We start from the raw sequence: 26,134 nt of genomic DNA, 5'->3' as shown, positions 1-26,134 counted from the left end.
CGGTGAGTGACTGGTTGAACATGAACGCGGACACTGTCCGCGCACAGAGCGCCAAGCTGCGTGGCGCCGCGCAAGAACTGTCGGCGGTCGCCGGGTCCTGGGGAAACATGTTCGACAAGAACGACCTGGGCGCCGAGTACGCCGCCGAAGCGGCGGCTATCGTCACTGGCTTCGAGCACACCACCACCGCGGTGAAGAACTGGTCGAGCGCCTGCACCGCATTCGGCGACGCGCTGACCAATAGCGCCGACAGCGTGCAGTACACCGACGCGCAGTTCTCCGCCGCGATCAATACGGTCTCGGTCGACACCAAGGGCGATCTGACCATCGGGGGGAAGTAGGCCATGTCGGACGATTCCAAGCTCAGCTTGGGTGCGGGCAATGCGGGCGCGTGGGTCACCGTCAACGGGGCCGGAACCGACAGGTCCGCCGTGTGGGCGGGCTACGGCGATCATGCCGCAGGCGACGTCGAAGTCGACGAGACGATCTCGGCCGACTCCGGCACGTACAACACGGCATTCGACGCAAGCCAGATCCTGTCGTACGGGTCGACACCTTGGGCCTCGAACGGAAGCATGGGCGGTGACGTCTACAAACCGTTCCTGAAGTGGTTCTATCTGGTACAGGAACGGTACGAGCTCTCCGGGGCCCCCGCGGCCACCGGCATCTCGCTGGACTCCGAAGACGCAATGGCCAAGGCGTACTTCAAGCAAGCGGACATGAAGCTGAACAATCTCGTCGGAGCCGCTCGCCGCATTTCAGCCGCGATGCCCAAGATCGAGACCGCGCAGAGTGATCAGGAGCAGGCCGTGCGGGTCCTCGACGGCGCATGGCAGGGCACGAGTGGTAGCGCGGCGAAGGTCAAGCTGAGCAACCTGAACTCCTGGTCCGACGAAGCAGCCACGGAAATCGGCCAGCTGCCCACTGTTCTCGAAGCCGCCGTCGACGGGATCAAGAGCTGCCTACAGCGAAAGGCCAACGCCTTCGGCAAGCTCTACGAAGTCACCAAAATCAATGGCGTCGACATGACCAATGGAAGTTGGGGCGGCCTAACCTTCAACGACAAAGGCGGCGACGACGCGTCGTCAGGCGACGATGATGTGTCGTTGATCCTCAACTATGCCGAACGACGAGGAATCGGCGATAAGGTCCGATTTCGTGTCGAGGAACTGATGGACCGTGGCGTGTTCGGTGTCGCCAGAACCACAGATGTTCTCACGGACTACAGAGCCGGGATGGACCCCACCTATTTCGATGATCAAGCCCAGGCACTCTGCGACCAATGGCGCAAACACTTTCGCGAGAGCGCCGAGGGATACTTCAGGGCCTACACGAATCTGTGCACCGAAACAGACACGGCGGTCAAGGCATATCTGAAGGTCGTCACCGACGCACTGAACAATGTCGAGCATCTGTCCACGCCACCAGCTCCGACCACCGAGCAACCGAATCCCCAGTCACCGGGCACATCACCGGCGACCAACCCGGCGGGCACCACAACCGACACCTCGACCGGCGCCGGCGGCACGACAACCGGAGACACCACCGGCACGACAACGGACGAGACGAAGACAACCACCGCCGGAATCACGAACCCGACATCGACAGATGACGATGACGATGACGACGACAGCTCGACCACGGACCTGAGCAGCCTGCTCTCCACGGTCTCGAGTGGACTGTCGACATTGAGCTCCGTGGTCAGCGAACTGTCGAGCCTGACCTCGGGATCATCGACCTCTGCCGAGTCCATCGCCGAATCGATCGGCACCGGCCTCAGCTCGCTCGGCACATCGATCACCAGCGGCATCGAGCAGTTGAGCACTCTGTTCAGCAGCACCGGTTCGACCGAATTCAATATTGCGGGAACCACTTTGAGTTTGGACACCGGCACGGATGGACAGCTTCAACTCACCACAACCGACTCCACCGGCACCTCCCATCAATACGGCCTCACCCTGAACGAGAACGGCATCCCCGTGGTGAGCGACACCGCCTCGACGGGCTCTGTCGGCACCGGCGAGCCCTCGGCATCCTCCGGCCAAGGCCCCGCGGGCCTCGAAGACGCCGGGACATCGTCCGGCGCGACGCCGAATCCGACTGGCTCGCTCAACGCCAAAGGCCAGGAAGCCGAACACAACCCGGGTAGCTACCACGGCGCCCCGGCCTGGACCGCCGAGGACGAGCCCGCCGCCGAACCACCACCTACGGTCCCCGATACCCAGGCCGGCGATTCGGGTGCACAACTGGCGGAGGCCGGCCCGCTGTAAGTCACCCGGAGGAACCGATCACCGGACGCATCCGCCGAACCTCGCGACGCCAGAAAGAGCAGGAACAACTGTGGACACCAGGGGGATTTCGGAGACCTTCGCCGGCTATGGGATTGAACGGGTCCTGGGCAGAGGCGGAATGGGTACGGTGTATCTCGCCCGGCATCCGCGACTGCCGCGCCAGGTAGCTCTCAAGATTCTCAACGCAGATCTACTGGGCGACAATAAGATTCGGCAGCGATTCGAACGTGAAGCCGATCTGGTGGTACGACTCGATCACCCGAACATCGTGGCCGTGCAGGATCGCGGCATCGAAGGGCCGAATCTGTGGATCGCCATGCAATACGTTCCCGGATGCGATGGCGGCACCCTCGGCAGCGTCGATCCGGCGCGGGCGATCCGCATCATCATCGAAATCGCCGCGGCGCTGGACTTCGCCCACGGTCGCGGCATCCTGCATCGCGACGTGAAGCCCGCCAACATCCTGCTGTCCAGTCCTGATCCGCACCTACCCGAACGGGTGCTCCTCGCGGACTTCGGCATCGCGCGGCTCCGCGACGATGTCAACGGCGTTACCCAGACCGGCACATTCACCGCCACGCTGGCCTACGCGTCTCCTGAACAGCTTTCCGGCCGAATACTGGATCACCGCAGCGACCAGTATTCCCTGGCCTGCACACTATTCACCTTCCTCACCGGCACACCCCCTTTCACCGCCACGAACCCGGCCGCGGTGATCGGCGCCCACCTGGCCGCGCCGGCACCTCGGGTGTCCGAACGACGACCGGGATCGGCGCCCGAGCTCGACTTGGTTATCCAACGCGCATTGGCGAAGGATCCGAATCACCGGTTCGCTTCCTGCACGGAGTTCGCCCTGGCAGCCGCTCGTGCGGTGGGCAATCACGCTGCCGCACCGGCGGGCTTCGCCGCCCCCGCTGGGAGACCACCGCTACCAGCGAATGCCCGGCCCATCGCCGCACCGCCGCACAACTTTCCTCCGCCCGCGATACCCGCGCGCGTGCCACCGCGGCACCCGGGCCCGATGGGCCGAAGTCCCCTGTTGCTGACGCTGTGGTGCGCGTTCTTCGCTCTCGCGCTCAGCACCCGCGGACTGGCCTACTGGTTGAGGTGGTACCCGGAGGTCATGGTGGGGCCCGCCCTTGCGCTGGCCGTGCTGGTCCCGTTGGTGTCGGCGGCCAGATGGGGCCATCTCCTCGGATCTCGAACAGCACTCGCCGTCGGCCTCACGATCTGCGCGATCGGCAGCCCGCTGGCCCTGGCACTGGGACAAGGTTCCTTCCCGAGGGCCGCGGTGAGCGCCGCCGTAGTGATATCAGCCGCCGCGACAATGGGCAGCGCCCTGGCGGTCATCTTCAGCACGCGGGCACCGAAGCCCCTCGATGCGGGCGTGGCCGCGGTTCTCGCCGCCGTCCCCGTCACGCTGGTCGGCGCCATCGAGCTGATCTATCTCACGATGGATCAGGGGTGGTGGAGCCTCTGGCCGAACCTCTACCTCCTGCAACTCACGATCCCACCACTCGCGCTGCTGGCGCTGATCCTGCTGATCGCGCAACCCCCCGCACTCCGCACCGGCCCGCAGCAAGCACCGGTCACCTGGACACTGGCCGGCGGATCCGCGGCACTCACCGCCGCCGTTCCGATCATGTACACGCAGAACGAGCCGTCGCTGCTGATGTGGAGTGCCCTCTCGGTGGCCGTCGTCTTCGTGGCTCTCGCGATTCGCCTGACGACCCGGCGCAACGCAGACTGAACCGCGCACTGCGCAATCCGGTCCGGTTGGCCGGAACCGATCTCCACGCGATCGACTCGGTCGCGTCTTCAGCTGAGACGGACCGCTCGAACCTCGAGTCCTGGAATGCGTTCGAAGTGGCGGACGTTCGCCGTAGCGACTTGCCAGCCGATGCTCATCGCGGTAGCGGCGACCAGGACGTCATGGGCACCGATCTCCTGGCCCCGCCGCGCTAGATCGGCCCACACACCCGCACGAATTCGGGCCGCGAGCATGTCGAACGGCTGTGGCGGAAACGCGGCGGTCGCCATTTCCACGAACGCCTCACGTCGGGACCGCAGTTCCGTGCTACGCACGGCCTCGAGGTCGTCGCCGAACTCGGGGTCGGGTGTCGCCGCCGATGTCAGCAGGCGGATGGCTTCATTCATCGCGCGACCGCGCCGACGGTCGGTCTCGGGGTACTCGTCCGGATGGACGATGACGCAGGCAAAGCTACCGAAAACCGTACAGATCCGTACATTCTTCCTGCCGATATCGGGTTCAGTGCGGCCTGACCCGGATTCCTCCCAGTCTTCGGCGCACCCCGAATGCGCCTAGGTTGTCCGATCAGACCTCGTCAGTCCAGCCAAGTAGAGCGACGGTAGTACTCGGATTCGGAATCGTAGTCGCCGTCGGACGGCGCCACCGTCGACCGAGCTTCCCGCGCTGCCCGAGCCCGCGCGACCGCTGCCCGGATCTCGGCCTGCCGCTGCTGCTCGGGAGTCATCGACGGGTCGGGGACGAAGGTCGCGAGCACCGGGGGTGCGGCAGCGCGGGCAGGCTCGTACACCGGTTCGGGCTGGACCGGTTGCGGTTCAGCGGATTCCGCAACCTCCGCTTCCGGCTCCGCATCGGCCAGCTCGCGTAGCCGCTGGGCGGCGTCGACCGCGAACTGTTCTGCACGGAGCGAGGTCTGACGGTTGATCTCGTCGATCTCGTCCATCAAGATCGCCGAACGCCGACGCGCGTCCGCCGCGATCTGCTCGATCTCTGCCGCGTAGTCCACAGTCGATCATTCTCCCGGAATCGATGGCGAACCGGCAGCGCTCACCGCGGTCACAGCGGCCCTGCCTCGGCGAGAACCGCGCCGCTGTCGCCCGGGTCGCTCACCGGGTGATCCTCGACGCTCGGCACGTGCTCACCGTCGGTCTCCTGCTTGGTCGACCGGGGACCGACGGGCACACCACCAGCGACGGAACCCGAAGACTGTTCGCCCGAACCGATCTCGCTGGTGACCGGGGCGTTCGTCAGATCGGGAGTCTCGGATGTGGTCGCATCCGCGCCACCACGGCCTCCGGTACCCGCATCAGCGAGACCGGCTTCGCCTTCACCTGTTCCGGATTGCGGTGTGCCCGAGCCGAGTACGCCCGTTTGTCCGGTGGTCGTGCCATCGGCTGACGTCGAATCCTGCGTCAGGACCGGAATCCCGTTCTCGTCCAACGTCAGCTTGTATTGCGTCGACCCGCCGTTGGCATCGGTCGTCGTCAGCGACAGCCCGTTCTCGCCCGCTTCGATGCTCACCTTGGTGTCACCGAGCTGGAACGAGGCCTCGGTCCCGCCGGACAGCAAGCTGCTCGCTTGTTCTGTCATCTGCTCGATGCCATCGCTGATGGACGTTCCCACCGATTCGATCGCGGAGGTGAGCGTGTCGCCGAGATCGCCGGTCAATGACTCCGAGAGGGTGGTGCCGAGCTCGCTGATCGTCGAGGTCAGAGTGCTGAGCGCCTCGCTGGTGTCCGAGTCGTCGTCGTCCGTCGTGTCATCGTCTGTGGTGCTGGTGTCTTTTGTCCCAGTGGTCGTTTTGACAGTCGACCCGGTGGTGGTCGTATCGCCGGACTGGGTACCGGCGGCCGTCGTCTGACCACCGTTCGATGTCGTCTGATCGCCAGCTTGGGTGCCCGCCGTGGTCGTCTGGTCCCCCGTTGTCTTCGGCTGGTCGCCCTGCGGCTGCTGTTTGGTTTCGACTGGTGCGGTACCGGTTCCGGACACGGACGGGTAGCTTCGTTCGACGACGCCTGCGGCAGCGGTCTCGGCGGCGTTGAAGAGTGTTTCGATAGCCATCTTCGTCGTAGTGCACTGATCGTTGAAGATCTGCACCTTGCCGTTGTAATCAGGCATGAAGACCACCGACAGCCACCGCTTGCAGATCGCCTTGATCGCGTCCTTGTATTCCGCTGAGGTCCTGTTCTTGATCTCCTTGGCGCTGTTCGGCACATCCTCCGCACCTGCCGAATTGCGGTGCCCTGTCATGGTGTCCAAGTCGTTGTCGAGGGCGTGCCCGGTCTCGGCGCCCCGGATAACCCTGTCGATGGCGGTCGGATCCAATCCGCCGACTGTCGGCATCTTCTTGGTCTTTCCCCCGACATACAACTCGACCGCGCCGTCGGTCAACTTCAAGACCGTGTCCGCCTTGGCTTTAACGAGACCGGGGATCTCCGCCGCCGCCTTGGTCAGCGCTGCTTCGAACTTCCGTACCGCGTCACGGTCCTCGCCCGCCATCGTCGCGATCCGGCTCAGCTGACCCGCGGCGGCTTCAGCGGCCGCACCCTGCCAGCCTGTCTGCATCGACTGGGCGGCCGACTGTTGTGCGGTGATCTTGGAATCAGCCGTCGTCAACAGCTGCCGGAGCGCACTGGCGGCGGCTTCGAGCTTGGTGATGTTCATTTCGCGCTCGTTGTCGTACGGCCGCACGAACTCGTAGAAATTGAAACTCCCGCCGAAGGCCGCGACATAGCGCGGGCCCAGCTGTTCGAAGTACTGCAGACCGGGAGCGCCCTCGTCGAGGAGATCATTCATTGACTTGGTCATCGACCCGCCTCACTTCGCGGGCGCCGGCGCGGCACCGTCGAGTCCACGGGCGGTCTTCGTGTCGACATCCGTGTACTCGATGGCCGCCTTGCCGATCGCATCAGCGAGCCCCTCGGACGCACTCGTCCAGACCTTGGCCCAGCTGACGACCCGATCCAACGCGGCATCGATCTTCTGCCCGCTCCCGGTATAGGCACGTCCGGCATCGGCTGCGACCCACTCCGACGTCGCGACCTGCTTCGCCGAGGTACGGGTGGTCGACACCGTGTCCTTCAAGCTGTTGACCGTCTGCGTCATCGCGGCCTGGTTCACCACGAGTCCGCCCGAAACTGTGTCGCCCATTCCCCCACCTTCAGCCGAGTTCGAACACGCCACGGCGGCGCACTACCTATTTCGACGCGCGAACCGGCCCACCGGTTCCCTCACCGGCGGGCCGAGTTCACTCACTTCCCCAGGTTCCCCTGGTCGGTCCTGCGCCACTCCGATGTCCCGTCGGGATGTCGGTGGTACTCCCACGCCGCGTAATCCCCATCCGCCTCGACCACCGTCACGTGATCGGCGAAACCGTCGTGGTCGTAGTCGGACCAGATGGTGGTGTCGTGGGGGGTGGCGTCGGTCAGGGAGTCGACTACTCCGTCGCCGTCCAGGTCTTGGGACGGGGTGTGGAGCTCGACCGGGCCGAGGCCGCCCAGGGGGGAATGGGCGTCGATGTCGGGTAGGCCGAGGCCGGGGATGTCGCCCGAGGTGACCATGGGACTCCTCCTCAAACGGAAAACTCGCGGATGACGGCGCGGCGGGGTTGCCACCATCCTGTCATCCGCGAGCGGTTGCCGGAGCGGTCGGGCCTTACTTCTTGGGCATGATCAGCCACAGGACCAGGTAGAGGAGGAACTGGGGGCCGGGCAGCAGGCAGGAGACGACGAAGACCAGACGGACGACGTTGGCGTTCCAGCCGAAGTACTCGGCGATGCCACCGCAGACGCCTGCGATCCATGTGTCGCTGGTCGAACGGGTGAAGCGGCGGACGGGGGCAGTCATTGTGTGTTGCCTTCCTCGGGAAGTGGTGATGACTCCACTGTGCCGAGCCGGGACCCCGGCCCGCATCGGTCGGCAGACCCATCCGCACCCTGATTTCCGGCGGGCCCGATCTCAGGGTCCGACCCCGAGGCGGGCAGACTTAGGCGGTGAGCACGACATTGCAAGCCACCGGTCTGTCCGCCGGCCACGCCGAGCGGACGCTGTTCGCCGACCTCGATTTCACCCTTGCGCCCGGCGATGTGATCGGGCTGGTCGGGGTCAACGGCGCGGGCAAGTCGACGCTGCTGCGGATGCTGGCCGACGGGGCGGCCGGCGAGGGCAGCATCACGCTCAGCCCGCCGGACGCGACGGTCGGGTATCTGACGCAGGAGCCGGAGCGGATCGAGGGCGAGACGGTCCTCGAGTTCCTGGCCCGCCGGACCGGGGTCGCGCACGCGCAGCAGGTGATGGACGCCGCGGCGGAACGGCTCGGTGACGGCGGGGACGACGATTATTCGCCCGCTCTCGAGCACTGGCTGGCACTCGGCGGCGCGGATCTGGACCAGCGCGCCGAGGAGGTGGCCGCCGATCTCGGGCTCACCCACGGACTGGTCAGCGGCTTGGATACCCCGATGACGGGACTGTCCGGCGGTCAGGCCGCCCGCGCGGGGCTGGCTTCGGTGTTGTTGTCGCGCTTCGACATTCTGCTGCTCGACGAGCCGACCAACGATCTGGACCTCGACGGCCTGGACCGGCTGGAGCGCTTCGTCACAGGTGTCCGGGTGCCCTTGATGGTGATCAGCCATGATCGGGAGTTCTTGGCGCGCACCGTGAATCGGGTGTTGGAGCTGGATCTGGCCCAGCAGCAGGTCGGGCTCTACGACGGCGGGTACGAGGCGTACCTGGCCGAGCGGGAGATCGCCCGCAAACACGCCCGCGAGGCCTACGACGAATTCGCCGACACCAAGGCTGGTTTGGAGGCGCGGGCGCAGATGCAGCGCAACTGGCTCGAGCACGGCGTGCGCAATGCGCGGCGCAAGGGCAAGAACGACTCGGACAAGATGGGCCGCAAGACCCGCGCCGAGTCCACCGAGAAGCAGGCCGCCAAGGCCCGGCAGACCCAGCGCCGGATCGAGCGGCTGGACGTGGTCGAGGAGCCGCGCAAGGAGTGGGAGCTGCGGATGGAGATCGCGACCGCGCCCCGCAGCGGCGCGGTGGTGGCGACCGCGGCGAACGCCGTCGTGCGGCGCGGCGATTTCGTCCTCGGGCCGATCACCACACAGATCGACTGGGCCGACCGGATCGTGCTGACCGGCGCCAACGGTTCGGGCAAGTCCACCCTGCTCGGTTTGCTGCTGGGTAAGATCGCGCCCGATTCCGGTTCGGCCGCACTGGGTTCCGGTGTGCTGATCGGCGAGGTCGATCAGGCTCGCGGGCTGTTCCGCGGACCCGACGCCCTGGCCGACACCTTCAGCGCCGCGATGCCCGAGTGGCCCGATGCCGACGTGCGCACGCTGCTGGCGAAATTCGGCCTGCGCGGTCCACACGTGACCAGGGCCTGTGACACCCTGTCGCCCGGCGAGCGCACCCGCGCCGCGCTGGCGCTGCTGCAGGCGCGCGGGGTGAACCTGCTGGTCCTGGACGAGCCGACCAACCACCTCGACCTGCCCGCCATCGAACAGCTCGAGCAGGCCGTCGAATCCTTCACCGGCACGCTGATTCTGGTGACGCATGATCGCCGGATGCTGGATTCTGTTCGTGCGACCCGCCGTTGGCACATGACGAGCGGGTCGCTCACCGAGGGTTAGGACGTGCCATGGACATCGCACTGGGGATCGACACCCGCGTCACGCTGCTCGTCACCGGGCTGATCTTCCTGAGCGCCCTGCTGCTCGGGGTGTGGAAGTACCACGGCATCCGTACCTCGGCCGCGGGCGCGGCGCACGTCTACGTCGACATCGCGCATCGCGCGGCGCTGCTGTATTCCTTCGCAGGCGTGCTGCTCGCGGTGTTCACCGAGCTCAGCGCGTGGCCGACGGTGGTCAACCTGAGTGCGGACCTGGTGATTCTCGCGTTCTTCGCCGGTGCGATCGCCAGTTACGCGCTGCACGGGTGGCGGCGCGACACGACCAACCAGTTCGCCGGGCGGATCCCCGCCGAACTGCGGCTGTCGATGTACGGGCTGATGGTGGGCGAGATCGTCGGGTTCCTGGTGCTGTTCAGCGGATTCGCCGTCGGCCAGTTCTGATCAGAACGACTGCACCACGGCCGCTTCCGCAGCACCGAACAGGTCGATGTCGGACCCGAGTTTCGCGCCGATCAGTCCGGCGAGACCGGTCACGAACAGGATCGCCACGACGACGACGAACGACCGGGAGCGCGGCACCCGTGGCACGGGGAAGGAATACCCGCGCGACGGTTCGCCGACCGGCTCGTAGTGCTCGACCGGCTGACCGTAGCCCTCGTCGCGGATCGGGACGGTGTGCGAATACCCCTGCGGCACATCCCGGCACCCCGGCCGGCCGCACGCGCCACCGCAGCGGTGGTAGGGATCGGGCTCGCCGTAGTCGACCGGGTAGCGGTCGTCGCGGTAGTTCCGGGCAGACAGCGGCGGCATGAATCGGCCCCCTTCGAATCGTGCTGCGCGCCAAACTATCCGGTGCGCCGAGCAGCACACGCGCCACCGGCACACAGGTCCTACGGCGTATGCCGATAGTAGATGGGCCGGGCGCGACCCGCCAGGTGGAGTCAGACTGCCGCGACCCGTTTGGCCAGATCGTCGGCGAGCTGACGCGCCTGCGCCGGGTCGGTGGCCTCGACCATCACCCGCACCAGCTGCTCGGTTCCACTGGGCCGCAACAGCACCCGGCCGGACTCGCCGAGAATCCGCTCGGCCTCGGCGACCGCGTCCCGCACCTCGGGAGCGGCGGCGACCGCGGCCTTGTCGCTGACCGGCACGTTCACCAGCACCTGCGGCACGGTGCTCATCACCGCGGCCAGCTCGCTCAGCGGACGCCCGGTCTGGGCCATCCGCGCCATCAGCCGCAGGCCGGTGAGCACGCCGTCACCGGTGGTGCCGTAGCGCGGGAACACGACGTGCCCGGACTGCTCGCCACCGAGGCTGAACCCGCCGCGACGCAGCTCTTCGAGCACGTAGCGGTCACCGACGGCGGCCGTGAGCACGGTGATCCCGGCGGCGCGCATGGCGATGTGCAGGCCGAGGTTGCTCATCACGGTCGCGACCAGGGTGTCGGCGACGAGCTCGCCCGACTCCCGCATCGCCAGCGCCAGCACGGCCATGATCGCGTCACCGTCGACGATCTCGCCCGCGGCGTCCACCGCCAGGCACCGGTCGGCGTCGCCGTCGAGGGCGATGCCCAGGTCGGCGCCGTGGGCGAGGACGGCGGCGCGAACCGCGTCCAGGTGGGTCGAGCCGCAGCCGTCGTTGATGTTGAGGCCGTCGGGTTCGGCGTTGATCGCGATCACCGTCGCGCCCGCCTCCCGGTACACCTGCGGCGCCACCTCCGAGGCCGCGCCGTGCGCGCAGTCGACGACGACGGTCAGGCCGGACAGGTCCTGGCCGGTGGACTCGAGCAGGTGCTCGACATAGCGTTCGTGGGTGCCCTCGACGGTGTAGTCGCCGCGCACGCGGCCGATGCCCGCACCGGTCGGACGCACCGTGACACCCTCGGTGATCAGCGCTTCGATCCGCTGTTCCACGGCGTCGTCGAGCTTGTGCCCGCCCGCCGCGAAGATCTTGATGCCGTTGTCGGGCATGGGATTGTGCGAGGCGGAGATCATCACGCCGAAGCACGCGTCGTAGAGGCCGGTCAGGTACGCCACGGCCGGCGTGGGCAGCACACCCACCGAGAGGACATCGACACCGACGGAGGTCAGGCCCGCGGTCACCGCGGCCTCGAGCATCTCGCCGCTGGCCCGCGGATCCCGGCCGAGCACCGCGACCGCGCGCTTCTTGCCGCGCGAGAGCACCTGCGCGGCCGCACCCGCGACGCGCATCGCCAGTTCCGGGCTCAGTGACTCGTTGGCGAGCCCGCGAACACCGTCTGTGCCGAACAGCCGTCCCATAAAACCCTCTACTGGTAGTAGGTCCCCGAATACAGCACGAGAGCAGGCGACCAGCCGTGCTGGAAGCCTGCTCTCGCACACGTGCTCCACCGACCGAGCCCCTCCCCGCTCTCGCGGGCAGCATACCTAGCGTATGCGCGGGACGGTGGCCGGCAGTGCGTAAATCAGCGCTTCGAGTACTGAGGCGCCTTACGGGCCTTCTTCAGACCGTACTTCTTACGCTCGGTGGCACGCGGGTCACGAGTCAGGAAGCCGGCACGCTTGAGCGCGGGGCGATCCTCGGGGGTGACCTCGATCAGCGCGCGGGCGATGGCCAGACGCAGAGCGCCTGCCTGACCCGACGGGCCGCCACCGACCAGGCGAGCGAAGATGTCGAAGCTCTCGACACGCTCGACGGTGACCAGCGGGGACTTCACGAGCTGCTGGTGCACCTTGTTCGGGAAGTAGTCCTCGATGGTGCGGCCGTTGAGCACGAAGTTGCCCGAGCCGGGAACCAGGCGCACGCGAACGACGGCTTCCTTACGGCGGCCGACGGTCTGCACCGGGCGATCGATCACGATCGGGGCGTAGGTGGCCTCTTCGACGTACTCGGCTTCGTAGCCTTCGCCGTCTTCGACAACCTCGACCACGGTCTCGTCGACCACGTCGTACTCTTCGTTGAACTCTTCAGGAGCGGTCACTGGGCCACCTGCTTGATCTCGAACGGAACCGGCTGCTGCGCGGCGTGGGGGTGGTTCGGGCCTGCGTAGACCTTCAGCTTGCCCGCGATCGCGTTACCCAGCTTGTTCTTCGGGATCATGCCCTTGACGGCCTTCTCCACGAGACGATCGGGACGGGTCGCCAACACCTCGCCGACAGTGCGCGACTTGAGGCCGCCCGGGTGTCCGCTGTGGTGGTGGATGAGCTTGTCCTGCTTCTTGTTGCCGGAGATGGCAACCTTGTCCGCGTTGATGATGATGACGAAGTCGCCACCATCGACGTGCGGGGCGTAGGTCGGCTTGCCCTTGCCGCGCAGCAGGCCAGCGGCCTGCACGGCAAGACGGCCGAGGACTACGTCAGTGGCGTCGATGACGTACCACTTACGGGTCACGTCACCCGCCTTGGGGCTGTACGTAGGCACAGTCGTTCCCTGTCTGTCGTCGGTGTTGCCGGCCACGGGTGTGGTTCGAGAGCGTCCCGGCGGCCGGTGGAGACCCGGGACTTCGAGGAGACGCCGATCCGCGAACGGTTCGGCGTTCCACACGCCAGCGAGCCACGATACCAGCTACGCATCACGCCACCACAATCGGGCGAGCGGCTAGATCACCACCGGCGGGCCGGGGTCGGTCGCGCCCGCGGGCCCGGGGATCAGGTAGCGCAGCGTATCGATGCCCGGGGTGACGCAGGCGTTGTCCTCGATCAGGCCGCCGCCGCGCGCGCTCGCGATGCCCTCCGGCGGGACCGTGTTCGCGTACGGGGTGAACGCGCAGGTCACCCGCTCCCCCTCGGCCGCGACCGCGGGACCGGCGGCATTCGCGTGCAGGCCCGTCGCCGCCAGTGCGACCATGCCGAGCACCGCCGGTGCCCCGAAGAAGCCCTTCTTCACCTTGCCCATCAGCTTGCCGCGGCGATCGTCGTCGTCGGGCTCGGCCAGCGCGTGCCGCGGCGATCCGCTCGCCTGCGCGGGCGGTCCGGCGACGATGCCCGCGGGGCTCGGCGGCTGACCGGTCTGCGGCGCCGGGGCGCCCCAGCCGACCTGCGCGGCATACCCCTGGCCGGGGTGCTGCGTCTCGGGATAGTCGTCTTCGTCCAGGTCCGGCTCGGTGACCAGCAGATGCGCGGCACCGAGAACCAGCGCGTGCATCGGGTGATCGGCCACGTGCAGGCGCTGGCCGAGGTGGTTCTGGAAGGCCAGCCGCAGCGCGTCGTTGAAGCAGACATTGCCCGCCAGCAGCACCGTCGAGGTGTCGGCGCCGATCGAGCGGGCCGCCGCCATCGCCTCGATCACCACATTGTCGGCCGAGCGGGCATCGCGCAGCGCCTCCGCGGTCACCGCGACCTCGACCGATTCGGTCGGCTGCTCGTCGTCGCCGTGCACCGCGACGACCAGCAGCGTGCGGCCGTCGGAGTACACGCCGGTCGCGCCGATACCGTGCCGGTGCCGCTCGCTGGGCGGCGAGACCAGCCCGAGCGCGCGCACGTAGCCCGACAGCGCGACGCTCTCCGGCAGCGGCTCGACCACCACGTCGAGTTGCTCGACGAGCGCGGCGTAGGTGTCGACCTTCTCCTCCGGCCAGCTGTCCGGATACGGCAGCGCGACCAGCTGCGGCTTGCCGCGCAGGTACTTGCCGACCGCGGCCAGCGGGTTGTAGAGCCGGGCCCGGAACACCAGCTCGGCGGGCCAGGTGGCGCCGGCGATGACGATCTGCGGGTGCCCGAGGATGTCGCGCACGTCGGCGATCGCCATGCCGAGATCCGGTCGCTGCCGGTCGACACCTGCGGTGTGCAGCCTGCCCGCGGCGTCGGCGAGCAGATAGGCGGGTGGGGTGTAGGTGCCCTCCACCTGAACCGGGCGGATCGGAGTCTCACCGCCGCCCGCGGCAACGGACACCACATCCCACCCCAGATGCAGGGCCCCAACTCGAACGGTCACAGGCTCAAGTGTGCCCGGTCGGCGGGCGACACGCGCAGCATGCCCGCCGATATGGCCCTGACCTTGCGATCCCCGCTCATGCGGTGCCCGCTCAGGCATGCTCGGGCGCCCTCCGTGGTGACGCGAGCTGCCGCCTCCGGGCGCTGACCGCTCATGCGGTGCCCGCTCAGGCATGCTCGGGCGCCCTCCGTGGTGACGCGAGCTGCCGCCTCCGGGCGCTGACCGCTCATGCCTGCGACTTCTTCAGGCGTAGCCGGCTCCAGGTGATGACCGCCAGAATCGAGGTGATCACGATCAACAGCACGATGTCGAGGATCCAGATCCCCGGCTTGTGTTCCCAGAGCGGATCCTCCTGCGCACCGATGACCAGCTCGCGCAGGTCGACGGTCGCCGCGCCCGCGGCGTAACCCCAGCGCGACGGGAACAGGTACGACACCTGCTCGAGGCCGACCCGGTCGGTCACCGGGATCAGGCCGCCCGCCATCACCAGCTGCACCATGATCATCACCACGAGCATCGGCATGACCTGCTCGTTGGACTTGGCCAGGCTCGACATCAGCAGACCGAACACCACACAGCAGACCGCGGTCATCGCGATGTCGAAGTACAGCTCGACGCTGCCGTTCGGGATCAGCGCGCCCTCCGGCGGCGCCTTCTTGCCGAGGAAGGTGATGCCGACCAGCACCGCCGACTGCAGGAACGCGGTCACGCTGAACACCACGATCTTGGCCATCAGATACGCCGACGGCAGCAGGCCGACCGCGCGCTCGCGATAGAAGATCGACCGCTCACCGACCAGGTCGCGCACGGTCAGCGTGGCGCCCATGAAGCACGCGCCGAGGATCAGCACGACCAGCAGCTGCTGCGCCTCGCCACCGCTGGATCGCGCGAACGATCCGTCCGGCTGGGCGATCAGCGGCCCCTCGGTGAAGCCGTCGCTACCAGGCACCACCAGCGACAACGCGCCGAGGATGAACGGCAGCACCACCAGGAAGATCAGATAGCCCCGGTCGGCGAAGATCAATCGCAACTGCCTGCGCGCCAGCGTGCTGAACTGGCGCATCCCGCTCGACTGCGGTGGCGCGCCCGCGTTGCCGCGGTTCAGCGGCGCGGGTGGCGGCGGCGGTGGCACGTAGGCCTGCCTGGAGCGATAGGCCGCGAAGGCCTGGTCCGGGTTGGCCGCGACCTTGGCGAAGATCTCGGCCCAGTCGGTCGTGCCGAGCGCGGCGCCGACGCCACCGGGGTGCCCGGCGAAGGCGGTCTTGCCGCCCGGCGCGAGCAGCACCACCTGGTCGCACATGTCCAGGCAGGCGACCGAGTGGGTCACCACGATCACCACGCGACCGGCGTCGGCCAGTTCGCGCAGCATCTGCATGACCTGCCGGTCCAGCGCCGGGTCCAGGCCCGAGGTCGGCTCGTCGAGGATCAGCAGCGACGGACCGGTCAGCAGCTCCATCGCCACCGACGCGCGCTTGCGCTGACCGCCGGAGAGCCGGTCGACGCGGGTGTCGGCGTGCTGGGTGAGCGAGAGCTCCTGCAGGACGCCGTCGATCACCTGCTGGCGGTCGGCCTTGGTGGTATCGGGCGGCAGCCGCAGTTCGGCGGCGAAGCCGAGGGCCTGGCGGACGGTGAGCTGACGGTGCAACACGTCGTCCTGCGGGACCATGCCGATACGGGAGCGCAGCGCCTCGTACTCGGCGTGCAGGTTGCGGCCCTCGAAGGTGACCACACCGCCGGAGGGCTGGGTGCTGCCCGCGATCAGCTTCGACAGCGTCGACTTGCCCGCGCCCGAGGGGCCGATCAGCGCGGTCAGCGTGCCACGACCGGCCTGCATGTTGACGTCGACGAGCAGTTGCTTGTTGCCCTCGACGGTGAAACCGACCCCGTGCACCGTCAGGCCGAGCTCGGCGACCGGCTTCTGCCGATGCGCCAGCGCGCCCTGGGTGACGACGAAGTCGATATTGCCGATGGTGACGATGTCGCGCTCGCGCAGCACCGTGCGCTGCTGACGGTGACCGTTGACGAAGGTGCCGTTGGCCGACCCGAGGTCCTCGATGACCAGGCCCTCGTTCGAGGACACCAGGCGCGCGTGCTTGCGCGAGGCCAGCGGATCGTTGACGACGATCTGATTGTCGGAGGTTCGGCCGATGCTCAGGCCGCCGGGCGGAATGCGATCGCCGCGCGCCACCGGCTCGGTGGAGGCCGACTTGCGCACCGGCGGCAGCATCGAGGAGTCGGCGCGGCGGGTCATGTTGATGTTGTCCTGCGGCGCCATCGGCTGGGACGGCAGCTGCGAGGTCGGCACGTACTGCGGCTGCTGCGGCGCCGGTCTGGACGGCGGTTGGTAGGGCTGCTGCTGCGGACGTTGCGGCGGACGTTGCTGTTGCTGCGGCTGGGACGGCGGTGCGAGCATCGTCGCGGCATGCCGCGACGATGGCGCCGCGGGCACCAGATGCAGCAACGGCCCACTGATAGCGTCCCCCAGACGCACCTGTGTGGGCCGATCGATCGACACAGGCTGACTCAGCCTGCGCGCGTCGACGAAAACGCCATTGGTGCTGCCGTTGTCGGCGAGCACCCACGCGCCGTTCTGGAAACGCAGAGTGGCGTGCACGCGCGAGACCAGCGGACTGTCCACGAACAGCGTCACTTCGGGCGCCCGGCCCATGGTGATCTGCTGGCTCGCTTCGAAGACTCGTTCGGTTCCATCATGGCGCACGGTGATGGTCTGCGCCCCCGGTGAAGACATGGAGCGGATACTATGCCATCGCCCGGACATCGGCGGTGCCCCCGAGACGGCTTCAGTCCCGATCCGGCGATCGACCTGCACAAGTATCCGGCCGACCAGGGGGACTGATGCCGAAACCCCAAGTGCTCATTGCGATCACCGCCGTGCTATGCGCGTTGCTGAGTGCGGGCTGCACGCGGGCGATCGACGGCCACGGGGTCTCGATCTACGACGACCCGTTCCAGGTGGCCGGGCTGCCGACCACCGGCGGCCCGAACGGCCCGCGGCCGAACGTGCCGGATTCGGCGCTGACCGCGTCCAACGGCGACGGCGGCGAGGTCGACGCGCTGGCACTCAACGCGATCGACGACATCCAGTCGTATTGGAAGGACGCCTTCGGCGTCGAGTTCCGCGGCGAGACCTTCGAGCCGGTCGAGAAGCTGGTGTCCTGGAACGCCAGGGCCTCGCGCAACCAGGCGATCGAATTCTGCAAGGAGACCACCTACCACCTGGTCAACGCCGCCTACTGCCGCAGCGACAACTCCATCGGCTGGGACCGCGCGATGCTGCTGCCCACCATGAGCGAGACCTTCGGGAAGATGTCGGTGGTCATGGTGCTGGCCCACGAGTACGGCCACGCCATCCAGACCATGGCCAAGCTGGTCACCAAGAAGACCCCGGTCCTGGTCAAGGAACAGCAGGCCGACTGCTTCGCCGGCGCGTTCATGCGCCACGTCGCCGAGGGCAAGTCCAAGCACTTCACGATCAACACCTCCGACGGCCTGAATTCCGTCCTGGCCGCGACGGTTTCGATCCGCGACTCCGACCCCGACGACCCCGAGAGCGTGCACGGCTCGGCCTTCGAGCGTGTCACCGCGGTGCAGATCGGCTTCACCGACGGCCCGCGCGGCTGCAAGGGCATCGACGACGAGGAGATCGACCAGCGCCGCGGCAACCTGCCGCAGAGCTTCTCCGGCGACCAGGGCCGCGGCGAGTACCCGATCTCCAAGGAGAACCTGGTCGAGCTGAGCAAGGCGCTGCAGTCGATCCTGCCGGTCGAGGACGTTCCGACCTACGAATACTCCGGCGCCAGGATCGACTGCAAGGACGGCACCGCCACCGAACCGGTCACCTACTGCCCGGCCAGGAACGTCATCGCCACCGACGTGCCCGCGCTGGCGCAGCGCGGCTCGGTCGACACCGACGACGACGGCCCGCTCCCGGTCAAGGTCAGCGGCGACTACAACGGCTATGTCGTGTTCATCTCCCGCTACACCCTCGCCGTGCAGCGCAGTCACGGCCAGGCGCTGACGGGCGCGAAGACCGGTCTGCGCGCGGCCTGCCTGTCCGGTGTCGTCACCGGCAAGCTGGCCCAGCCCGGCCGCCCGGTCAGCCAGGGCGATATCCAGCTCTCGGCCGGCGACCTCGACGAGGCCGTCTCGGGCCTGCTCACCGACGGCCTGGCCGCCAGCGACACCGAGGGCAACACCGTCCCCAGCGGCTTCTCCCGCGTCGACGCCTTCCGGGCGGGCGTGCTCAACGGCGAGACCACCTGCTTGTCGCGGTACAGCTGAGTTGTTGGAGCGCTGGCGCGCTCGAGGTCGCGGCCCCTCCGGTCCCGTCGGTCAGGTGCCGTGGCTTGCTCCTTCGTCGCGGACGCCACGGCACCTGACCGACGGGACGGCCGCGACGGCAGGCTTCGCCTGCCTGCCCTCCCTAGAGGTCGGGCGCGGTGGCTGGGTTCAGGGCGCCGGCTGACCCGCCCCTCCGTGGGGTCGGGCGTGGTGGTGTGCGGCTCTGTCAGCCGAACGGGGGTGGTGCGGCCGGCTCGAAGCGCAGGACACGGTTGCCGATCATCACCTCGGTGCCGGGGATCAGCACCATCGGCTGGTTCGGGGTGAGCCGGATCCAGTCGCGGTAGCCGGGCAGGCGGGTACGGGTGCCGTTGGTCGAACCGCGGTCGACGAGCTGGACGTCCCAACTCACCAGGTGTACTTCGGCGTGCGCGCGGGACATGCCGCCGGAGGTGTCGTCGACGCGCAGCGGGATGAGCCCGCGCTGGGCGGCTTCGGAGTTCTCCGGGTCGCGGCCGATCACCGCGTCGGCGGCGAGTAGGTAGGTCATGCCGTCGTCGAGGACGAGCATGCCCAGCGGCGGACGCACCACCTCGCTGAGCGCCTGGGTCTGGTCGACCGGCATGCCGCAGACCGTGCAGAACGCCGAGCGCGGATCGCTGGGATGCGCACGCGCGCACTTGAATCCCATCACCTTGACCGTGAGCACCGTCGACCTGGCCGTCGCCTCGAGGCGGCGCTGCAGGTCGGGGTCGGGTTCAGGCGCGGGGTTGGTGCCCGCGTTCCTGGTCTCGGCGTTGTGCGGGTCGACGGCCGCGTGCGCCGGTCCGGTGGCACCGGTGGCCGCGTCCATCAGCGACGTCGCCGGCTGCATCCCGGTGGCGGGCGGCTCGGCCGGACGCGAATCCGCCTGCGCCGGACGTGGTTCCCGATCGATGCGGGCGGTGGGCGGCGGTGGCCTGCGCGTGCCCGCCGCCGGTTCGGCGGTGCGGACCCGGGAGCGGGTCCCGTTGAACCACACCACGGCGCCGCCCGCCTGCGCGATCCCCTCCACCAGCCACCCGACACCGCGCTCCGGCGGCAGATCGGGAATGCGGCCCTTGGCGTCGTCGACGAACAGCGCGACCGCGGTGGCCGGCTCGGAGGCCACCCGGTCGACGGTGAACGCGGCGTCGCTACCCCGGTAGTACTCCGCGGCGCCGTCCCCGGCGAGCACCGCCGTCACCGCGCCGTGCAGGAAGATCGCGACCCCGCCGTTGTCGGCGCTCGAGAGCACCCCGAAATCGATCGGCGTGCCCGGCGAGATCTGCTCGGCGTACTTCATCAGCCAGCGCGTCGCCTCCCGCGCGACCACCGACCCCGGTCCGCCCGGCGCTTCCTCGGCGGCGGCGCGCACGAGCTCGGCCAGCGATTCCAGCGCGACCGCCGCGGTGTCGTCGGGAGTGAGCCTGCCGTGCCCGCGATGGGCGACCACGATCACCGCGCCCGCGACGCGCGCGACCGCATGACTTCCGAGCACGACTTCGACCTGCCGATCCCTCACAGGTATCGGCCTCTACCGGAACTGCGCAGCAGGGTCGTCGCCATGTCCTCCAGACTATGGCAAACCCGCCCACATAGGTCCCCCTGGGCGCCGTTGGTCCGGTAACTTCAAGGGACCGCGGGAGGAACATCAAGGGGCACCGATGATCTATTCGACGAAGATCCGTATCGCGTCCGCACTCTGTGGTGCCATGATCGCCGCCGCCCTCACCGGCTGCGCGGTCACCGGAACCCCGGTCGCCGCCGAACCCGATGTGCGCGGCCTGGAGACGGGCACCTACGCCACCGATCACCACAGCTACGACGACACCGCGGGCAGCCGGGGCGCGCTCGTCGAGGGCACCCGCATGTCGGCGGCCGTCATCCCCGCCGTGCGGATCGATCCGTCGCTGTCCCACGGCCGCGGCGGCACCGTGGTCCCCGATGTGGAGCGCGCGCTCGACTTCGTCGCCAATGTCTCCAAACCTGTTCTGGAGAACCGTAAATTCGTCACCGGCTATGCCGCGCTGGGCTCCGACAAGCCCGATCCGTCGGGCCAGAAGCGCCCCGCGGCCGACGCGACCGCTGTGACCACCGCTGTCTTCCGTTTCCCGGATGCCACCGCGGCGACCCTCGCCGCCCGTGAACTCGAGGACGTCGACCTGGCGGTGTCACCGGACAACCGCAAGCTCCCCTCGACCAAATACCCCGAGGCCTACGTTCATTGGCGCCCGAACGTGCCGACCATCGGCGCGTTCCTGGCGCACAAGGAGTTCGTGATCTCGCTGTTCATCCAGCGCCCGCGCGCCGACGCCGCCGACCTCACCGCCTGGGTCGACAAGACTCTCGCCGCCGAACTCACCCAGCTCGCCACCTTCACCCCCACCCCCTTCGACAAACTCGGCGATCTGCCGATCGACCCGGAGCGCCTCCTGGCCCGCGCCGTGGTCGAGGACCGGTCCGGCGAGCACCCCGACCAACACTCCTTCGCCGTCTACAACCCTGCCCACCTGGTCAACAACGCCGACGACCAGACCACCCGCCAGCGCCTGGTCGAGTCCACCGGCGCCGAGGCCGTCGCCCTGGTCGACGGCGGCTCCATCACCCGCGTGCGCGACCTGGCCGCCGCCAAGGCCCTGATGACCGGCCTCATCGACAGCGCGGGCCACTACGACACCCTGCCCGCCCCTACCGACATCCCCGGCGCCAAATGCCTGCAACTCAACAACCAGGGCGACGCCGAGGAAGAGTACAAATACCGCTGCTACGTCCCGTACAAGCGCTATCTCGGCATCGTCAGTTCCGACCAGGAACCCGACGTCCGCCAGAAGATCTCCGCCCAGTACGCCCTGCTCGCGAATAGTTTGTGAGTCCGTAGCCGCACCACGGCCCCACCCATCCCCGAATTCGGTGACGTAGTATTCCGCCGACCATCGTTTCGGGGAGGAATGATCGAGTTGCGAGCCACGAGATCAGCCAGGACCGCGTGCGCCGCGCTGGCGGCCACCGTGCTGGCAGGTGTCGTCGTGGCATGCGGCACCGGCGACGAACCGTCCGGCGCGAGCGATAGTCCGGTGGATATCGCCACCCTCGATGTCGGCGCCTACGCGACGCAGCCACGCCAGGTCGGCACGGTCGCGAACCAGGACCAGGCGCGATTCATCGAAGCCGAGCGGCTCGGCGACCACGTTCCCACGCCCGCCGACGTCGACGCGCGCTTCATCCACGCCAATCCGTCGATCGCCACGGTGTTCATCGACGCCGAGGCCTCGCTCGGCAAGATCATGGCGGTCGATCGATTCGGCGAGATCGCGCCGGATTTCATCGGCGGTTTCGTGAGTTCGGCGCAGACCGCGCCCGACAACAAAGGCATCGACATGGTCAATGCCGTGATGATCTTCCCCGACGAGCAGAAAGCCGCCGCCGCGGCGACCGCCCTGGAACGACTCGATTTCGGCTACGCGCCGAACAACCAGCCGCTCGAGATTCCCGGCTATCCCGCCGCGAAAGCGCATTGGCAGCCCGACCAGCAATCGATCGGATCCTGGTTCGCCACCGGCCATCTCGTGATCTACACCTGGTTCTACGACTACCTGAAGATCTATCTGGAAAAGGTGGACAAACAGGCTCTGCTCGACCTGACCCGCAAGAGCCTCGACACCATCGTGCCCTCGGTCGCGAAATTCACCCCCACCCCCGTCGACAAACTGATGACGCTGCCGCGTGACCGCGAGAACATGCTCGGCCGCACCGCCCCACGGCCGCGCGAGGATTCGTGGATCAACCCGCCAGGGGTGTACGCGGGCCGCACCGCGCGGCACTTCTCCTCCGACCCGGAGAGTACGACGAAGATGATCGCCGACAACGGCGTCGACCTGTTCGCCAACGACGGCTCCGACGTCTACCGCGCGCGTGACATCGCCGGCGCGCAGGCGGTGCGCGACGAACTCGGCGGCCTGACCCGCAAGTTCACCGCCGCGGACCCACCCAAGAATCTGCCGAGCGCCAAGTGCAAGGAATACATCGGCCGGGAGAAGCTCGCCGTCCGTTTCTACTGCGCGGTGTCCTACGACCGCTACGCCGCCTACGTCTGGTCGAACCAGCTCCTCGATGCCCAGCAGCGCATCTCCGCCCAGTACGCCCTGCTGGTGAACGCCCGATGACCGTCCGCAAGCGCACCGCCACGGTGCTGATCGCCGCCCTGCTGACCGCCGTCCTCACCGCCTGCGGTGCCACCGTGTCCGGCACCGGCGTGCCGGGCGAGATCGATGTCCGCACTCTCGATGTCGGCGCGTACCCGGTCGAACCGCCCAACGCCCACGACGACGATCCCATCCCGGCCTTCTACGAGATGTACAAGCTGGCGGCCATGCGGATCGCCGACTACGCGATCACCGCCTACGACATCGACCCGCAGATGATCTACGGCAACCGGGCCGACGCCGACAACGCCCGGTTGCTGCCGGCCGAACTCGGCAACCAGACCGCGATGTCGGCCATCGCGCAGAAGCACAAGATGCTCTACGGCTTCCATTCCAGCGGCGCGTCGAAGGATCTCAGCGTCAGTACCAGCGACACCTGGCCGACCAAGAAGGACAGCAACCGCCTTACCGCGACCACGATGATCCTGCAGTTCCCCGACGGCGAGCGGGCCACCGCGGCGGCCAAGGAATTCCACGACGCCGATTTCGCCGCGCAGGAGGGGCGCAACCAGCCGGTGTCACTGCCGAAATACCCTGCCGCCCATGCGCAGTGGCGCCCCGACGCGCCGTTCGTGCGGGTCGTGCTGCCGCAGGGTCCGTATGTGATCGCCTTCCTGCTCTCGGTGGCGACGCCCGACCTGCCCGCGCTCACCGCCCTCGCCGAGTCGGCGCTCACCAAGCAGATCGAGTCGCTGGCCCAGACCACGCCGCTGACCGACGAACAGCTCATGACCCTGCCCTGGGACCCCGATCATCTCCTGATGCGCACCCTCAACCCCGACGAACTGACCAGCCCTGAGAGCTCGTCCTTCCTGGTCACCGGCGCACACGGCATTCTGCATTACTCCGGCGGACCGCTCCCGGATCACCGCCAGTACATCGAGCAGCAGCTGACGAAGATGAACGCCCAGCAGGTCGCTCTGTCGTGGGGCTCGATCGGCATCCGCACGCCCGACGCCGAGACAGCGCGCCGCGCGGTGTCGGAGAAGCTGTTCCTCTGGCCCGCCGCGACCGATGTCGCCCCGCCGCCCAACCTCACCGACGCGACCTGTGTGGAGAACAAGCAGCTGGCCGCGAAGAAGCGTTTCAGCTGCCTGCTCGCCTACAAGCAGTACGTCGGGATCGTCAGCAGCGAGCAACTCCTCGACGCTCAGCAACGCGCTGCCGCGCAGTACGCCGTCTTCGCCAACAGCCGGTGATCTGCGCACTGCGGGTCGACGGGGTGGCCAGTATGCTCCCGCCGGAGCGCGGCACACGGAACGAGTCAGGAGACCGAAAGAGATGACGATGAGCCCGGGCACCATCGTCGGTGGCTACCGCATCATCCGCAAGCTGGGCGCGGGCGGCATGGGTTCGGTCTATCTGGCCGCGCATCCGAGCCTGCCGCGCACCGACGCGCTCAAGATCCTCAGCCCCGAACTCAGCCGCGACCCCGAGTTCCGCGCCCGCTTCGAACGCGAAGCCAATCTCGCCGCCGGCCTGGACCACCCGAATATCGTCTCGGTCTACAACCGCGGCGAGGAGCACGGCCAACTGTGGATCGCCATGCAGTACGTCGACGGCACCGACGCCGCCGCCGAACTCGCCCGCGACCCGCACGCGATGACCCCGCTGCGCGCCCTGCGCATCACCACCGAGGTCGGCAAGGGCCTCGATTTCGCACACCACCGCGGCCTGCTGCATCGCGACGTCAAACCCGCGAACTTCCTGCTCTCGGACACCTACGGCGACGACGAGCGAGTGCTGCTCACCGACTTCGGCGTGGCCAAGTCGACCGACGACGCCTCCGAGCTCACCCAGACCGGCAGCTTCCTGGCCACCATCGCCTACGCCCCGCCGGAACAGCTGTCGGGCGGTCACCTCGATCACCGCGCCGACGTCTACAGCCTGGCCTGCGCCTTCTTCAAACTCCTCACCGGCCAGAACCCGTATCCCGCGACCCAGCCTGCGCTGGTGATGATGGGCCACCTGCACGAACCGCCGCCCCGCGCGACCGCCGTGCGCCCCGGCCTGCCGCCCGCGATCGACCACGTCTTCGCGCGCGCCATGGCCAAGAACCCGAACGAACGGTTCTCGACCTGCCGCGACTTCACCGCCGCCGCGACCGCCGCCCTCGTCCCCGGCTCGACTCCCCCCGGCCACCACACGTCGGCGACGCACCCGATCCAGACCCACACCCAGTGGTCCCCCACCGCCGTGACCGCGATCGGAGCGACGAATCACGCTGACCCACCGAAGAATTCGAAGAACCGCCTGGTCCTCGCCCTCGGCGCCCTGGTCGCCGTCGTCGCGGTGGCCGCGGGCATCGGCATCTGGGCGTCGGCCGGTGACACCCCGGCTACCGGCGGGTCGGGCACCACCGCCGTCTCGACCGCCGCGCTGAGCCCGATCGAGCAGGCCCGCAAGGACAATCCGGCCTTCACCGGCAAGACCGTCCTGATGGTCGACGTCGACGCCGACAACAAGGTCGCCACCTATCTGGGCGGCACCCTGCAGACCAAATTCCTCGAAGACCTCGGTTTCGTCTACAACTTCAACTACACCAAGACCGGCGAGGAGCCCTCGCCCCGCCCGGTCGCCAACTCCTTCGACCGCCTCGACGTCCCCGAGGACAGCTACATCCTCGCCGTCCGCAGCGACGCGAAGGCCGGCGGCGGCGGCCTCCTCGGCCTGCCCTTCCAGATCACCGGCTCCCGCGCCACCGTCATTCCGATCGACGACCCGATCAGCGTCACCGCGATGCGCTCCTGGACGTCGAGCTCGGAACAGACCCTGCTGTCGCGACTGGTCCCGATCCTCGAGAGCCGGATCAAGTAGCCCGCCCGACCGGTCGGCGTCGGCGCCCTCCGCTGCTGGAGCGCGAGCTCGGAGCAAGCGGGTGCGCTACTATGCCCGCGAGCCAGATCACCGGGGAAGGGTGGGCCTGTGACTCGGACCGAGTCGGCCCACGATCGGATCAGTTAGTCAGTTGGAGGGGGAGAGCGTGCTGCTCAACCGTGGTGCAACG

At 68.1% G+C, this 26,134-nt stretch carries 23 protein-coding genes; 10 read left to right on the top strand and 13 right to left on the bottom strand.

Going from position 1 to position 26,134, the window contains the following annotated elements:
• The first annotated feature begins 2 nt into the window (after window positions 1–2).
• The 3 genes from Q7X29_RS07075 to Q7X29_RS07065 all read left to right on the top strand — a co-directional run bounded on the left by Q7X29_RS07075 (window position 3) and on the right by Q7X29_RS07065 (window position 4,041).
• Window positions 3–341, top strand: a complete 339-nt coding sequence (locus tag Q7X29_RS07075; RefSeq protein ID WP_218717738.1) for a hypothetical protein — start codon at window positions 3–5, stop codon at window positions 339–341.
• A 3-nt stretch (window positions 342–344) separates the two neighbouring features.
• The gene (locus Q7X29_RS07070; protein ID WP_316573588.1) at window positions 345–2,270 is read left to right on the top strand and encodes a hypothetical protein; all 1,926 of its coding nucleotides are present in this window, start codon (window positions 345–347) and stop codon (window positions 2,268–2,270) included.
• Between the two features lie 70 nt (window positions 2,271–2,340).
• Window positions 2,341–4,041 carry a serine/threonine-protein kinase gene (locus tag Q7X29_RS07065; RefSeq protein ID WP_316573587.1) on the top strand — a complete coding sequence of 567 codons (1,701 nt, stop codon included), beginning with the start codon at window positions 2,341–2,343 and terminating at the stop codon, window positions 4,039–4,041.
• Window positions 4,042–4,109: 68 nt separating this feature from the next.
• On the opposite strand, the gene Q7X29_RS07060 is transcribed toward Q7X29_RS07065, so the two are convergent.
• The 6 genes from Q7X29_RS07060 to Q7X29_RS07035 form a co-directional block, all read right to left on the bottom strand.
• Complete coding sequence (locus Q7X29_RS07060; protein ID WP_316573586.1) at window positions 4,110–4,448, bottom strand: PIN domain-containing protein; 339 nt, start codon at window positions 4,446–4,448, stop codon at window positions 4,110–4,112.
• Window positions 4,449–4,636: 188 nt separating this feature from the next.
• Entirely contained in the window at window positions 4,637–5,065 is a 429-nt protein-coding gene (locus tag Q7X29_RS07055; RefSeq protein ID WP_316573585.1) for a hypothetical protein, read from the bottom strand.
• Between the two features lie 50 nt (window positions 5,066–5,115).
• Window positions 5,116–6,867, bottom strand: coding sequence for a hypothetical protein (locus Q7X29_RS07050; RefSeq protein ID WP_316573584.1), 1,752 nt, complete (start codon window positions 6,865–6,867; stop codon window positions 5,116–5,118).
• Between the two features lie 9 nt (window positions 6,868–6,876).
• A complete protein-coding gene (locus tag Q7X29_RS07045) occupies window positions 6,877–7,209 on the bottom strand; it encodes a hypothetical protein (RefSeq protein WP_316573583.1) in 333 nt (110 codons plus the stop codon).
• A 101-nt stretch (window positions 7,210–7,310) separates the two neighbouring features.
• Window positions 7,311–7,619, bottom strand: a complete 309-nt coding sequence (locus tag Q7X29_RS07040) for a DUF6802 family protein (RefSeq protein ID WP_218717732.1) — start codon at window positions 7,617–7,619, stop codon at window positions 7,311–7,313.
• Between the two features lie 94 nt (window positions 7,620–7,713).
• On the bottom strand, window positions 7,714–7,905 hold the full coding sequence (locus Q7X29_RS07035; RefSeq protein ID WP_316573582.1) for a PspC domain-containing protein: 192 nt from the start codon (window positions 7,903–7,905) through the stop codon (window positions 7,714–7,716).
• A 146-nt stretch (window positions 7,906–8,051) separates the two neighbouring features.
• Here Q7X29_RS07035 and Q7X29_RS07030 point away from each other — a divergent pair, with 146 nt between their 5' ends.
• Both Q7X29_RS07030 and Q7X29_RS07025 read left to right on the top strand, forming a co-directional pair.
• Window positions 8,052–9,692, top strand: a complete 1,641-nt coding sequence (locus tag Q7X29_RS07030; protein WP_316573581.1) for an ABC-F family ATP-binding cassette domain-containing protein — start codon at window positions 8,052–8,054, stop codon at window positions 9,690–9,692.
• 8 nt (window positions 9,693–9,700) lie between these two features.
• On the top strand, window positions 9,701–10,132 hold the full coding sequence (locus tag Q7X29_RS07025) for a hypothetical protein (RefSeq protein WP_218717729.1): 432 nt from the start codon (window positions 9,701–9,703) through the stop codon (window positions 10,130–10,132).
• Here the strand turns inward: Q7X29_RS07025 and Q7X29_RS07020 are convergent, their stop codons facing one another.
• The 6 genes from Q7X29_RS07020 to Q7X29_RS06995 all read right to left on the bottom strand — a co-directional run bounded on the left by Q7X29_RS07020 (window position 10,133) and on the right by Q7X29_RS06995 (window position 17,351).
• Entirely contained in the window at window positions 10,133–10,501 is a 369-nt protein-coding gene (locus Q7X29_RS07020) for a hypothetical protein (RefSeq protein WP_316573580.1), read from the bottom strand.
• 131 nt (window positions 10,502–10,632) lie between these two features.
• The gene (glmM, locus tag Q7X29_RS07015; protein WP_218717727.1) at window positions 10,633–11,970 is read right to left on the bottom strand and encodes a phosphoglucosamine mutase; all 1,338 of its coding nucleotides are present in this window, start codon (window positions 11,968–11,970) and stop codon (window positions 10,633–10,635) included.
• A gap of 164 nt (window positions 11,971–12,134) precedes the next feature.
• Window positions 12,135–12,650, bottom strand: coding sequence for a 30S ribosomal protein S9 (gene rpsI, locus Q7X29_RS07010; protein ID WP_308248438.1), 516 nt, complete (start codon window positions 12,648–12,650; stop codon window positions 12,135–12,137).
• On the bottom strand, window positions 12,647–13,090 hold the full coding sequence (rplM, locus tag Q7X29_RS07005; protein WP_022567307.1) for a 50S ribosomal protein L13: 444 nt from the start codon (window positions 13,088–13,090) through the stop codon (window positions 12,647–12,649). Before rplM ends, rpsI begins: the two co-directional genes overlap by 4 nt.
• 177 nt (window positions 13,091–13,267) lie before the next feature.
• Complete coding sequence (locus Q7X29_RS07000) at window positions 13,268–14,602, bottom strand: hypothetical protein (protein WP_316573579.1); 1,335 nt, start codon at window positions 14,600–14,602, stop codon at window positions 13,268–13,270.
• A 226-nt stretch (window positions 14,603–14,828) separates the two neighbouring features.
• Window positions 14,829–17,351, bottom strand: coding sequence for an FHA domain-containing protein (locus tag Q7X29_RS06995; protein ID WP_218717726.1), 2,523 nt, complete (start codon window positions 17,349–17,351; stop codon window positions 14,829–14,831).
• A gap of 107 nt (window positions 17,352–17,458) precedes the next feature.
• Here Q7X29_RS06995 and Q7X29_RS06990 point away from each other — a divergent pair, with 107 nt between their 5' ends.
• A complete protein-coding gene (locus Q7X29_RS06990; protein WP_218717725.1) occupies window positions 17,459–18,904 on the top strand; it encodes a neutral zinc metallopeptidase in 1,446 nt (481 codons plus the stop codon).
• A 226-nt stretch (window positions 18,905–19,130) separates the two neighbouring features.
• Here the strand turns inward: Q7X29_RS06990 and Q7X29_RS06985 are convergent, their stop codons facing one another.
• Entirely contained in the window at window positions 19,131–20,423 is a 1,293-nt protein-coding gene (locus tag Q7X29_RS06985; RefSeq protein WP_316573578.1) for an FHA domain-containing protein, read from the bottom strand.
• A 166-nt stretch (window positions 20,424–20,589) separates the two neighbouring features.
• Here Q7X29_RS06985 and Q7X29_RS06980 point away from each other — a divergent pair, with 166 nt between their 5' ends.
• The 4 genes from Q7X29_RS06980 (at window position 20,590) to Q7X29_RS06965 (ending at window position 25,944) form a co-directional block, all read left to right on the top strand.
• Window positions 20,590–21,795 (top strand): DUF7373 family lipoprotein, encoded by a 1,206-nt coding sequence (locus Q7X29_RS06980; protein ID WP_218717723.1) that lies wholly within the window; start codon window positions 20,590–20,592, stop codon window positions 21,793–21,795.
• A 78-nt stretch (window positions 21,796–21,873) separates the two neighbouring features.
• Window positions 21,874–23,088 (top strand): DUF7373 family lipoprotein, encoded by a 1,215-nt coding sequence (locus tag Q7X29_RS06975; RefSeq protein ID WP_316573577.1) that lies wholly within the window; start codon window positions 21,874–21,876, stop codon window positions 23,086–23,088.
• Window positions 23,085–24,326, top strand: coding sequence for a DUF7373 family lipoprotein (locus Q7X29_RS06970; protein WP_316573576.1), 1,242 nt, complete (start codon window positions 23,085–23,087; stop codon window positions 24,324–24,326). The genes Q7X29_RS06975 and Q7X29_RS06970 overlap by 4 nt, the downstream gene beginning before the upstream one ends.
• Before the next feature lie 82 nt (window positions 24,327–24,408).
• The gene (locus Q7X29_RS06965) at window positions 24,409–25,944 is read left to right on the top strand and encodes a serine/threonine-protein kinase (RefSeq protein ID WP_316573575.1); all 1,536 of its coding nucleotides are present in this window, start codon (window positions 24,409–24,411) and stop codon (window positions 25,942–25,944) included.
• The last annotated feature ends 190 nt before the right edge of the window (window positions 25,945–26,134 follow it).

Origin of the sequence: Nocardia canadensis (genome assembly GCF_032656385.1) — a bacterium.
Taxonomy (GTDB): Bacteria; Actinomycetota; Actinomycetes; order Mycobacteriales; family Mycobacteriaceae; genus Nocardia; species Nocardia canadensis.
Note: the sequence above shows the minus strand (reverse complement) of the source record. Positions and strands in the feature narration are given on the sequence as shown.